This is a genomic window from Pseudoalteromonas sp. S8-8 (assembly GCF_000497875.1).
In the GTDB taxonomy this organism is placed as follows: domain Bacteria; phylum Pseudomonadota; class Gammaproteobacteria; order Enterobacterales; family Alteromonadaceae; genus Pseudoalteromonas; species Pseudoalteromonas arctica.
The window spans coordinates 1-12919 of record NZ_AUTR01000057.1 but is presented as its reverse complement, the minus strand read 5'-3'; the positions used below and the strand labels follow the sequence as shown (position 1 = coordinate 12919).

Sequence of the window (12919 nt, the reverse complement as noted above, 5' to 3'; positions counted from 1 at the left end):
CTATCCTTAAATGCTTTGTGCTTTTAGCTAAAACTATACTAATCAAAAAAGGCTGCACAATGCAGCCTTTTTTATTTTACAGTAAGATTATGAATCTAACTTGTATAAACGCAAATGTAATTAACCTACATTTTTACGTGCGTTACGGAACATACGCATCCACGGGCTATCCTCGATCCACTCATCAGGATGCCAAGAGTTGGCAACGCTTCTGAATACGCGTTCTGGATGCGGCATCATTACAGTGGCGCGACCATCAGTTGACGTAATACCTGTAATACCTTCTGGAGAACCATTAGGGTTAGCTGGGTACTGCGTTGTAGGGTTACCGTAGTTATCTACAAACTTAACCGCTACAGTGCCGCTATCAAGCGCCGCTTTAGTAGCTGCATCGTTTGCAAACTCAGCATGTCCTTCACCATGAGAAACTGCTATAGGCATACGCGAGCCAGCCATTCCGTTAAAGAACACAGACGGATTCTCTTGTATTTCTACTAAACTAAAGCGTGCTTCAAAACGCTCTGATTTATTAGTTACAAAGCGCGGCCAATGTTCTGTTCCAGGGATCAACTCTTTTAACGTTGATAACATTTGGCAACCGTTACATACACCTAAGCTAAAGGTATCTTCACGATGGAAGAAGTTTTGGAACTGATCGCGTGCCATGTCGTTAAACAAAATAGACTTAGCCCAACCTTCACCCGCACCAAGTACGTCACCGTATGAGAAACCACCACATGCCACTAAACCTTTAAATTGCTCTAGTGTTAAACGACCTTCTAAAATGTCGCTCATGTGTACATCAACGGCTGTAAAACCTGCGCGATTAAACGCTGCCGCCATTTCTAAATGAGAGTTAACACCCTGCTCACGTAAAATAGCCATTTGCGGTTTAGCACCGGTTGCAATGTATGGTGCAGCTATATCTTCGTTTAAATCAAAGTTAAGTTTTACGGTTAAGCCTGGATCTTTTGCATCAAATTTAGCATCAAACTCTTGCTTAGCACATTCAGGGTTATCACGGCGTGCTTGCATTTGATACGTTGTTTCAGCCCAAATAGTACGAAGCTCAGTACGCGTATGGTTAAGTACCGTATTTTCGCCACGGTTAAATATAATCGTATCGTCACTGTTAAGCGTGCCAATATTGTGGCTAATTGCTGCTATACCATGTTGTTCAAACACCGCATTTACTGTATCTAAATCAGCATTTGCAACTTGAATGACCGCACCTAGCTCTTCGTTATAAAGCGCTTCAATGTCTGAACCTGTTAAAGCTGCTAAATCAACCGTTACACCGGTATGACCCGTAAACGCCATTTCAGCAACAGTGGTAAATAAACCACCGTCTGATCGGTCATGATAAGCAAGTAACTTACTATCAGCCACAAGCGCTTGCATTGCGTTATAAAAGCCTTTTAATAACTCAGGGCTATCAACATCAGGTGTTACATCACCCAATTGCTTATAAACTTGCGCAAGGCTTGATGCGCCCATGCGGTTTTTACCCGCACCTAAATCAACTAATATAAGCGATGTGTCGCCTTTATCTGTGCGCAGTTGTGGAGTTACTGTTTTACGTACGTCGTCAACACGACCAAACGCAGTTATAACTAGTGAAAGCGGCGATGTTACTGACTTCTCTTGTGAGTCACCTTCATCTTTCCATGTCGTTTTCATCGACATAGAATCTTTACCCACTGGAATCGTTAAACCAAGCGCAGGACAAAGCTCTTCGCCTACGGCTTTAACAGCTTCATATAAACCAGCATCTTCACCTGGGTGACCCGCTGCTGCCATCCAGTTTGCCGATAACTTAATATTTTCAAGGCTACCGATGTTTGCACAGGCAATATTAGTTAACGACTCAGCTACAGCTAAACGAGCAGATGCACCGTAATTAAGTAATGCTGCAGGAGTACGCTCACCGAGTGACATAGCTTCACCGTGGTAAGTATCATACGTTGCCGCAGTTACTGCACAGTTAGCAACAGGTACTTGCCAAGGACCGACCATTTGATCGCGCGCTACTAAACCCGTAACTGAGCGATCGCCGATTGTTATTAGGAATGTTTTTTCTGCAATGGCTGGTAAACGCATTAAGCGCTGCGCTGCATCTGCTGCATTTATTAATGTAGTATCAAGCGCTTTACCAACAACGTGCTTTGACGTTACATCGCGATGCATTTTAGGTGCTTTACCTAATAATACGTCCAGCGGTAAATCAACAGGGTTATTTTCAAAATGACTGTCTGACACTGTTAAGTGAGGTTCAGCTGTTGCTTCACCAATAACAGCGTACTGGGCACGTTCACGCTTACAAATTGCTTCAAAGCGTTCAAAATCCTCTACGCCAACAGCAAGTACATAGCGTTCTTGTGATTCATTACACCAAATTTCGTGTGGTGCCATGCCTGGCTCATCGTTAGGAATGCTACGTAATTGGAACTTACCACCACGTCCGCCATCATTAACAAGCTCAGGAAACGCATTTGATAAACCGCCAGCACCTACATCGTGGATGAATGCAATTGGGTTTTCGTCACCTAGCTGCCAACATTTATCGATAACTTCTTGGCAACGACGTTCCATTTCTGGGTTTTCGCGCTGTACTGAAGCAAAATCTAAATCTTCGTTTGATTGACCAGAGGCCATGCTTGATGCAGCACCACCGCCTAAACCAATGTTCATTGCAGGTCCACCTAGCGCAATTAATTTAGCGCCAACAGGAATATCGCCTTTTTGAACATGATCAGAGCGAATATTACCTAAACCACCGGCAAGCATAATGGGTTTATGGTAACCACGTACTTCTTCGCCATTATGGCTTGTTACTTTTTCTTCGTAAGTACGGAAGTAGCCTAATAAGTTAGGACGACCAAACTCGTTATTAAATGCAGCACCACCTAGTGGACCTTCTGTCATTATATCAAGCGCGTTAACAATACGACCCGGTTTACCAAAATCGCTTTCCCATGGTTGCTCGTAACCTGGAATACGTAAGTTTGATACAGTAAAGCCAACTAAACCTGCTTTTGGCTTAGAGCCACGACCAGTTGCGCCTTCATCGCGAATCTCACCACCAGAGCCTGTAGCCGCACCTGAGAATGGGGCAATAGCTGTTGGGTGGTTATGCGTTTCAACTTTCATTAGTATTTCAATGTCTTCTTGATGATACGCATATTCACCTTGCGCATTTGGGAAGAAGCGACCCGCTTTTGAGCCTTTCATTACTGCCGCGTTATCTTTATACGCCGACAATACATTTTCAGGATTTAACTCAAACGTATTTTTAATCATTTTAAACAGCGATTTTGGCTGCTCTTTTCCATCGATCGTCCAGTCAGCATTAAATATTTTATGGCGACAATGCTCTGAGTTTGCTTGTGCAAACATAAACAATTCGATGTCGTTAGGGTTACGTCCTAACTTTATAAAGTTTTCTACCAAGTAATCTATTTCGTCATCAGCAAGGGCAAAACCTTGCTCAACATTGGCTATTGCTAATGCTTCGCGTCCGCCACCTAAAATATCAACAGACGACATTTGGCGCGGTGCATCACTGCGAAACAGTTGTGCAGCATCTTCAAGCTCACTATGCGTGGCTTCGGTCATACGGTCGTGCAATAACGCAATTACTTGTGCAAGTTGTTCTGCGTTTAAGTCACCTTCAACATAATAAGCAATACCGCGTTCAACACGGTGAACCTGTTTTAAACCACAGTTATGGGCAATATCGGTTGCTTTAGATGCCCAAGGTGAAATGGTACCTGGGCGAGGTGTAACAAGTACAAGTTTGCCAGCTGGGGTATGCTCAGCAATAGTTGGACCGTAAGTTAATAGTTTTTCAAGCTTGGTTTGCTCGGAGCTACTCAACGGCGATGTTAAATCGGCAAAGTGAGCATACTCGGCGTATACGTTAGTGACTGGAAGTTGCGATTGTTGGCAACGCGCTAAAATTTTATTAACTCTGAACTCTGACAGTGCTGGTGCACCACGAAGGATCAACATAGGTAATTTCATCCGGGGTTAGGGATTGAACGATATTTTAGGCACGCATTATAGTCCAATTAGCATTCAGATTTAACTCAAAATTACGCTTTTCATAAAATTAACTTTTTAGCTTTATTTATAGCCTCTTTTGGTTAATAAAATAAAAGGTAAAGTGACGCGATGGCTTAGTTTTGCTATAACGGTGACTGGCGAGCTTAAGGGGCACTCAATGTTCAAAGAAAAACTAATAATAATCATTACTTTAGTTATGCTGTTATGTGCATGCGATATGCAAGAGCAGCCAACTCAACTCGCCCAAATAAAAGAACACAATAAAATACGTGTGGGTACCCTTGCCAGTGCTAGTAATTATTATCAAGCCGTTCAAGGTGAGCAAGGCTTTGAATATGAGTTATCTCAAGCCTTCGCTGAATATTTAGGTGTAGAGCTTGAAATAGTCCCTTTCTTTAACTTATCTGAAATGTTTGAACGCCTTGAAAGCGGTGATTTAGACTTAATAGCGTCAGGACTTACCTATAATAAAACCCGTGCAGAGCAATACCGTTACGGACCAACTTACAGAACAATCAGCCAAAAGTTAGTTTATAAACAAGGGCGCGTTCGTCCTCGAGAGTTTGACGATTTAGATGGCAACTTTACTGTTATAGCTAAAAGTAGCCACTCGCTTACTCTACAAAAAATGAAGAAGAACAATCCAGATCTCACTTGGATAGAAAGCGAAGAGTTTGATGAAGAAGAACTACTTCAAGCAGTTATTGATGGCGAGATAGATTACACACTCGCTGATACGCATACGCTATCGCTGTTTCGCCGTTATCACCCAAATTTAAGCATTGGTTTTTCAGTTAGCCATAACGACCCGATTGCATGGATACTTAATAAATCTAAAGACGACTCTTTATATGCGTTGTTGGTGCCATTTTTTGGTGACGTTAAGCAAAGTAACCAGCTCTATGTACTTGAAGAAAAATACTTTGGTCACGTGCGCCAATTTAACTATGTAAATACTCTAGCTTATATAGAAGCAATTAAAGAAACCTTACCAACATACCAGCCATGGTTTGAACAGTATGCAGGTAGCCTTGACTGGCGATTATTAGCGGCACTTAGCTATCAAGAATCTATGTGGAATCCTCGCGCTAAATCACCAACAGGTGTGCGCGGCATCATGATGCTAACTCGCAGTACAGCCAAACAAGTAGGTGTTACTAACCGGTTAGAACCAGAGCAAAACATTCGTGGTGGTGCTAAATACTTAAGCAAGCTTATTAAACGTATTCCTGACCGTATCCCGCAACCCGACCGCACATGGCTTGCTTTGGCCGGATACAATGTAGGTTGGGGACATGTTAACGATGCACGTATAATTACCGAACAGCAAGGCGCAAGCCCTGACAAATGGGCTGATGTAAAAAAACGCCTACCGCTATTAATTAAAAAGCGCTATTACCGTAAAACTCGCTACGGTTATGCCCGAGGCGATGTAGCTGTTAAATATGTTGATAATATTCGTCGCTATTACGATGCACTTGTTTGGCTAGATGAAAATGATGCTATTGCTACAGAGCCTGAGCCAGTTACAGAGCTGAGCACTGATACTGAGCTAAAGCAAAACGAAAAAAGTGAAGTGAAAAGTGAAGTAAAAAGTAAGGCAGATGAAGCTCAAACAGAAAAACAACAACCTATAATCGAACCCGAACAGTCGAGTGAAAACAATGGCCAAGATTAATATAAGTACCCGTTTATTGAGCATGTCAGTAAGCAAAATTTAAGTAAATTAAATATCTGTTTACTTGTCACCAAATGATCACTAATGTGTGTTAATTGTATATCATTATTTTATAAGATATACCCGTGCCTTTCTCACTCTTGCATTAGGAGAAAACATGCTAAAACGTAGACGCACACAAAGATTAAAACGCAATGTCATTTATTCAACGGCCACACGTCGTCGTGTTATGTTGCGAAAACTACACAAAAAAATCATCTGGCGTCGCCGAATGTTTGCTATGCAGCAAATGGCTGAATCAGAAATAGAGCCAATCGCTAGTTAACTTTAGTTAGGCTTATTTATTTGATCATCACGAGCAGCTTTCTTAGCTGCTTTAATTTGCGCTCTTCTACGTTTAAAAAAATTCGAAATAGTATCCCCGCACTGCTGTGCCAAAACACCACCGCACACCTCAACTTGATGATTTAACTTAGGCTCTTGTAATAAATTCATAATTGAACCCGCAGACCCTGTTTTCGCATCGACTGCTCCAAACACTAAACGCTTTATTCTGCTATGCACTAACAATCCCGCACACATAGAACAAGGCTCTAACGTTACGTATAGGGTGCAATCAATTAAGCGGTAATTGTTAAGGACTTTTCCAGCTTCTCGCACTGCAATCATTTCGGCATGGGCAGATGGGTCATTATCCGTTATTGAGCGGTTATACCCGACTGAAACTAACTGGTTATCTTTGACTACAATTGCTCCAACCGGAATTTCATCAAGCAGCTCTGCTTGCTTTGCATACAAAAGCGCTTGTTCCATCCAGTAGGAATCATCAAATGGTTCGTTCATTATTTCTACTTAAATAACCTTTTATGCTGTAATTATACCTAGTTAGCACTCTAAAGTGCGCCATTCATTACTTTATTCCAAAAATAAAACAATATTTACCCGTTTGTAATGGCTCACTCGTGCTGATTTACGCTATAATCTCACGCTTTTTTTATTTAGCTCACAACACGGGTAGCAAATGAAATTTCCTGGACGCCGCAGGCATAAACATTATTTTCCAGTGGAAGCCAAAGATCCACTTACCAATCAACTTAACGCAACAGAGCGATTACAACGTAGTTATATTACGGGTATCGATCAGATCGTTGTTGATATAGAGGCAAAAGTTGATCAAGCTTTCCTTGACGAATTTCAACTACGTAGGGGGATGTCGCAAGTTATTGATAGCGATACAACAAACGCCTTATACGATCGTTTAAAATTAAACAATATGGTTGATTTTGAGTTTGCCGGTGGAACCATTGGTAACACTATGCACAACTACTCTGTACTTGCAGATGATCGCTCAGTTTTATTAGGCGTAATGAGCGAAAATATAAAAATAGGTAGCTACGCTTACCGTTTTTTATGTAATACCTCAAGCCGTGTAGACTTAAACTACCTTCAACCAGTTGATGGGCCTGTAGGCCGTTGTTTTACATTAATTGATGAAACCGGTGAGCGTACTTTTGCAATAAGTGCAGGCTTAATGAATCACTTACGTCCTGAATCTATCGATAAAGACCTTATTGAGAATTCATCAGCGTTAGTGATCAGTGCCTACCTTATGCGCACACAAGGTAGCGAAACAATGACTGAAGCCACTATGCAAGCGGTAAAATACGCTAATGACGCAGGTGTGCCAGTTGTGCTTACACTCGGAACTAAATTCTTAATTGAACAAGACCCTACTTGGTGGGCAAACTTTGTTGAAAAGCATGTTGATATTCTTGCTATGAACGAAGAAGAAGGTTTAGCTATTACAGGTTTTGAAGATCCTCTTTTAGCTGCTGATAAAGCACTTGATTGGGTAGACTTAGTTATTTGTACCGCTGGCGAAAAAGGCTTATTTATGGCCGGCTACGTAGACGAAAGCTTAAAGCGTGAAACCGAATACCCGTTACTACCAGGCGCCATACCTGATTTTAACCGTTACGAATTCTCACGAGCTATGCGTAAAGATGAGTGTGATGAACCTATCAGAGCATATAGTCATACGGCCCCATTTATGGGTGGACCTGATTCAATCAAAAACACCAATGGTGCAGGTGATTGCGCACTTGCGGCTGTACTACATGATTTGTCAGCGAATGTTTACCACAAGCTTAATGTGGCAAACTCAGCTAAACATCAGCAACAAGCTATTACTTACTCGTCACTATCGCAAATTAGTAAATATGCTAACCGAGCGAGCTATGAAGTATTAGTTCAGCACTCTCCGCGTTTATCTCGTGGTTTACCTGAACGTGAAGATTGTTTAGAACAAGTTTATTGGGAACAATAAATAACGGTGGGAGCAATTATTGCTCCCTATCGATTTCCTAAAAAATAGAAATATCGAGCTTTTTAGATAGCAGTTCCAGCGCTGCAATTCCTGCAACCGAATTACCAAACGAATTAAGCCCCGGAGAATAAACAGCTACAGTAAACTTATTTGGTAACACAGCTAAAATAGTTCCTGACACTCCCGACTTACCTGGCATGCCCACTCTGTAACCAAAATCACCGGCAGCATCATATAAACCACTCGTGAATAAAAGCGAATTAAGCTGTTTATTCTGACGACTACTTAAAACACGATTGCCCGATCGATTATCAACACCTTTATTAGCTAAAAAATTATAAGCTTTTGCTAATTCAATACAGTTGAGCTCAATAGAACAAAAGTTAAAGTAAGCCCACAAAACATCATCTACTTCGTTTTCAAAATTACCAAACGACTTCATTAAATGTGCCATAGCAGCATTACGATGCCTAAATTCATACTCAGAATTAGCAACTTTTTTATCAATTACTATGCCTCTATTACCAGCTAATAACCTGAAGGTTTCGAGCATAGAATGCATTGCCGCAGATAAGCGGCTGTATAACGCATCACACGTTACAATTGCGCCTGCATTGATGAATGGGTTACGAGGTATTCCCTTTTCAAACTCAAGCTGTGTAAGCGAGTTAAAGGCTGTACCTGAGGGTTCCTTTCCGACTCTATGCCAAAGTTCATCACCATAACGCTGTAGTGCCATAGTAAGTGTCATAACTTTAGAAACTGATTGAATAGTAAAGCGTTGAGAACAATCCCCCGCACATACAGTTTCACCATCAGTTGTATAAATAGCGATAGAAAATTGTTCCGGATCAACCTCGGCAAGCGCCGGTATATAATCAGCTACTTTCCCTTGTGATAATAAAGGACGTACTTCATATGCGATTTCATCAAGCACCTTTTGGTAATCAGCTGTAGGCAATCTAGACCTCTATATCGTCATTCATAAAAATTGGATTTTAACACGCGCTATTAAGTGCACCTAGTTTTGTTGTCGAATTTAACGGTGAGATTTTACTAAATTTAAATAGAAAAAAACGTCACATTACTGTATCTGGTTTCTCTTAATTAAATCCTGGTAATGTCATGGTGCCCACTGCGGTGGAGAGTCACAGTGCAAATGCTACGAACTCATTGTCGAGCGGAGATTTTTATGATTTTAGCGTCGGGAGTCGCTACGCTCGCCCGACCTACGTAATAGGTGTTAATGTGAGTGGGTGTTAATTGCGCGTATTTCACTTTTCTGCAGACATAAAAAAGCCCGAATCTTAAATTCGGGCGCTCTACAATGTGAAGTCGGTGCGCTACGCAGTAGGATGTCGTAGTGCCCACAGCGGTAGAGAGTCACATAGCAAATACTACACTATTATTAATCGTATCGTCTCTTAGTATGCAGAGTTTTACTAATTTCAAAAAGCAAAAAACCCGTTACATTGCTGTAACGGGTTTCTCTTAATTAAATCCTGGTAATGTCCTACTTTCACATAGCAAATGCTACACTATCATCGGCGCTGTTTCGTTTCACTACTGAGTTCGGCATGGAATCAGGTGGGTCCAAAACGCTATTGTCACCAAGAAAATTCTTTTCAATTTTCTTATTTTTAATTATTAAGATTAAAGTCCTTCGACTGAATTTGAAGCCTGGTAATGTCCTACTTTCACATAGCAAATGCTACACTATCATCGGCGCTGTTTCGTTTCACTACTGAGTTCGGCATGGAATCAGGTGGGTCCAAAACGCTATTGTCACCAAGCAAATTTGGGCGTTAATCCGTATCGCTACGCACTAACTGAATTTGGAAAATATCTGATAATATTTTTTAAGTCTTTCTAAGTAATATCTACTTTAGTCATATTAACTTCTGTCTAAACTGTCGCATAAAACGCGTTTGGCGTTGTATGGTTAAGCCTCACGGGTAATTAGTACAAGTTAGCTTAATGGCTCACACCACTTCCACATCTTGCCTATCAACGTTGTAGTCTTCAACGGCCCTTCAGAGACTTTAAAAGTCTAGTGAGAACTCATCTCGAGGCCTGCTTCGCGCTTAGATGCTTTCAGCGCTTATCAGTTCCGAACGTAGCTACCGGGCAATGCCATTGGCATGACAACCCGAACACCAGCGGTTCGTTCACTCCGGTCCTCTCGTACTAGGAGCAACCCCTCTCAATTCTCAAACGCCCACGGCAGATAGGGACCGAACTGTCTCACGACGTTCTAAACCCAGCTCGCGTACCACTTTAAATGGCGAACAGCCATACCCTTGGGACCGACTTCAGCCCCAGGATGTGATGAGCCGACATCGAGGTGCCAAACACCGCCGTCGATATGAACTCTTGGGCGGTATCAGCCTGTTATCCCCGGAGTACCTTTTATCCGTTGAGCGATGGCCCTTCCATTCAGAACCACCGGATCACTATGACCTACTTTCGTACCTGCTCGACGTGTCTGTCTCGCAGTTAAGCTGGCTTCTACCATTACACTAACCGTACGATGTCCGACCGTACTTAGCCAACCTTCGTGCTCCTCCGTTACTCTTTAGGAGGAGACCGCCCCAGTCAAACTACCCACCAGGCACTGTCCGTAACCCCGATTCAGGGGCCAACGTTAGAACATCAAAACTACAAGGGTGGTATTTCAAGGTTGACTCCACAACAACTAGCGTCGCTGCTTCAAAGTCTCCCACCTATCCTACACATGTAGGTTCAATGTTCAGTGCCAAGCTGTAGTAAAGGTTCACGGGGTCTTTCCGTCTAGCCGCGGGTACACAGCATCTTCACTGCGATTTCAATTTCACTGAGTCTCGGGTGGAGACAGCGTGGCCATGGTTACACCATTCGTGCAGGTCGGAACTTACCCGACAAGGAATTTCGCTACCTTAGGACCGTTATAGTTACGGCCGCCGTTTACCGGGGCTTCGATCAAGAGCTTCTCCCTAAGGATAACCCCATCAATTAACCTTCCGGCACCGGGCAGGTGTCACACCGTATACGTCATCTTGCGATTTTGCACAGTGCTGTGTTTTTAATAAACAGTCCCAGCCACCTGGTCACTGCGGCTCCCGTCCGCTTAGAGAGCAAGTCTCATCACAGATAGGAGCGTACCTTCTCCCGAAGTTACGGTACGATTTTGCCTAGTTCCTTCACCCGAGTTCTCTCAAGCGCCTTAGTATTCTCTACCTGACCACCTGTGTCGGTTTGGGGTACGATTCCATATAATCTGAAGCTTAGAGGCTTTTCCTGGAAGTATGGCATCAGCAACTTCATCACCGTAGTGACTCGTCTCGTGTCTCAGGTTTAGTGTTTGTCCGGATTTACCTAAACAAACGCCCTACTCACTTTCACATAGACTACCAACGCTATGCTTGCTTAGCCTGCTCCGTCCCCCCATCGCAATTATATCGAGTACAGAAATATTAATCTGTTTCCCATCGACTACGCCTTTCGGCCTCGCCTTAGGGGTCGACTTACCCTACCCTGATTAACATGGGATAGGAACCCTTGGTCTTCCGGCGTGGGAGTTTTTCACTCCCATTATCGTTACTCATGTCAGCATTCGCACTTCTGATACCTCCAGCATACCTCCCGGTACACCTTCAACGGCTTACAGAACGCTCCCCTACCACTCAGAATAAATTCTGAATCCGCAGCTTCGGTGCATAGTTTAGCCCCGTTACATCTTCCGCGCAGACCGACTCGACCAGTGAGCTATTACGCTTTCTTTAAAGGATGGCTGCTTCTAAGCCAACCTCCTGGCTGTCTGGGCCTTTCCACATCGTTTCCCACTTAACTATGACTTTGGGACCTTAGCTGGCGGTCTGGGTTGTTTCCCTCTTCACGACGGACGTTAGCACCCGCCGTGTGTCTCCCGGATATTACTTTACGGTATTCGGAGTTTGCAAAGGGTTGGTAAGTCGGGATGACCCCCTAGCCTTAACAGTGCTCTACCCCCGTAAGTATTCGTCCGAGGCTCTACCTAAATAGATTTCGGGGAGAACCAGCTATCTCCCGGTTTGATTAGCCTTTCACTCCTAGCCACAGGTCATCCCCTAACTTTTCAACGTTAGTGGGTTCGGTCCTCCAGTTGATGTTACTCAACCTTCAACCTGCCCATGGCTAGATCACCGGGTTTCGGGTCTATACCTTGCAACTATTCGCCCAGTTAAGACTCGGTTTCCCTACGGCTACCCTATTCGGTTAACCTCGCTACAAAATATAAGTCGCTGACCCATTATACAAAAGGTACGCAGTCACCCAACAAGTGGGCTCCTACTGCTTGTACGTACACGGTTTCAGGTTCTATTTCACTCCCCTCACAGGGGTTCTTTTCGCCTTTCCCTCACGGTACTGGTTCACTATCGGTCAGTTGGGAGTATTTAGCCTTAGATGATGGTCCACCTATATTCAGTCAAAGTTTCACGTGCTCCGACCTACTCGATTTCACTTAAAATGTCTTTTCATGTACGGGACTATCACCCTGTATCGTGGCGCTTTCCAGCAGCCTTCCATTAACACATAATAAGCTTAAGGGCTGTTCCGATTTCGCTCGCCGCTACTTTCGGAATCTCGGTTGATTTCTTTTCCTACGGGTACTTAGATGTTTCAGTTCTCCGCGTTCGCCTCGTTAACCTATGTATTCAGTTAACGATACCTGCAAGCAGGTGGGTTTCCCCATTCGGAAATCTTAGTCTCAAGCGCTTTTTACTAGCTTGACTAAGCTTATCGCAAGTTAATACGTCCTTCATCGCCTCCAACTGCCAAGGCATCCACCGTGTACGCTTAGTCACTTAACCATACAACCCAAACGGGTCTTT

Annotated in this window: 6 protein-coding genes and 3 rRNA genes; 3 read left to right on the top strand and 6 right to left on the bottom strand. The window is 43.2% G+C overall.

Features of this window, described 5'->3' with window-relative positions:
• Positions 1 to 120 precede the first annotated feature (120 nt).
• Positions 121 to 4011, bottom strand: a complete 3891-nt coding sequence (purL, locus tag L659_RS0118075) for a phosphoribosylformylglycinamidine synthase (protein ID WP_024591448.1) — start codon at positions 4009 to 4011, stop codon at positions 121 to 123.
• A gap of 211 nt (positions 4012 to 4222) precedes the next feature.
• On the opposite strand from purL, the gene mltF reads away from it, so the two are divergent.
• Together mltF and L659_RS1000000123825 are read left to right on the top strand one after the other, a co-directional pair.
• Positions 4223 to 5743: a membrane-bound lytic murein transglycosylase MltF gene (gene mltF / locus L659_RS0118070; RefSeq protein ID WP_024591447.1), complete on the top strand. Its 1521-nt coding sequence runs from the start codon at positions 4223 to 4225 to the stop codon at positions 5741 to 5743.
• 157 nt (positions 5744 to 5900) lie between these two features.
• A complete protein-coding gene (locus L659_RS1000000123825; protein WP_007584688.1) occupies positions 5901 to 6068 on the top strand; it encodes a hypothetical protein in 168 nt (55 codons plus the stop codon).
• A 2-nt stretch (positions 6069 to 6070) separates the two neighbouring features.
• Here the strand turns inward: L659_RS1000000123825 and tadA are convergent, their stop codons facing one another.
• Positions 6071 to 6586: a tRNA adenosine(34) deaminase TadA gene (gene tadA / locus L659_RS0118060; RefSeq protein WP_010554384.1), complete on the bottom strand. Its 516-nt coding sequence runs from the start codon at positions 6584 to 6586 to the stop codon at positions 6071 to 6073.
• Between the two features lie 178 nt (positions 6587 to 6764).
• On the opposite strand from tadA, the gene L659_RS0118055 reads away from it, so the two are divergent.
• Positions 6765 to 8069 (top strand): inosine/guanosine kinase, encoded by a 1305-nt coding sequence (locus L659_RS0118055; RefSeq protein ID WP_010554383.1) that lies wholly within the window; start codon positions 6765 to 6767, stop codon positions 8067 to 8069.
• Between the two features lie 37 nt (positions 8070 to 8106).
• On the opposite strand, the gene glsB is transcribed toward L659_RS0118055, so the two are convergent.
• From glsB to L659_RS0118035, 4 genes are all read right to left on the bottom strand, one after another.
• Positions 8107 to 9030, bottom strand: a complete 924-nt coding sequence (gene glsB / locus L659_RS0118050) for a glutaminase B (RefSeq protein WP_024591446.1) — start codon at positions 9028 to 9030, stop codon at positions 8107 to 8109.
• Between the two features lie 539 nt (positions 9031 to 9569).
• Positions 9570 to 9684: ribosomal RNA gene (rrf, locus tag L659_RS0118045) — 5S ribosomal RNA — on the bottom strand.
• Between the two features lie 63 nt (positions 9685 to 9747).
• Positions 9748 to 9862 (bottom strand): 5S ribosomal RNA (rrf, locus tag L659_RS0118040).
• Between the two features lie 145 nt (positions 9863 to 10007).
• Positions 10008 to 12898 (bottom strand): 23S ribosomal RNA (locus L659_RS0118035).
• Between the last annotated feature and the right edge of the window lie 21 nt (positions 12899 to 12919).

Bases quoted from the DNA above. Each gene is read 5' to 3' on its own strand.
- purL (WP_024591448.1), bottom strand. From the start codon at position 4,011: ATGTTGATCCTTCGTGGTGCACCAGCACTGTCAGAGTTCAGAGTTAAT.
- mltF (WP_024591447.1), top strand. From the start codon at position 4,223: ATGTTCAAAGAAAAACTAATAATAATCATTACTTTAGTTATGCTGTTA.
- L659_RS1000000123825 (WP_007584688.1), top strand. From the start codon at position 5,901: ATGCTAAAACGTAGACGCACACAAAGATTAAAACGCAATGTCATTTAT.
- tadA (WP_010554384.1), bottom strand. From the start codon at position 6,586: ATGAACGAACCATTTGATGATTCCTACTGGATGGAACAAGCGCTTTTG.
- L659_RS0118055 (WP_010554383.1), top strand. From the start codon at position 6,765: ATGAAATTTCCTGGACGCCGCAGGCATAAACATTATTTTCCAGTGGAA.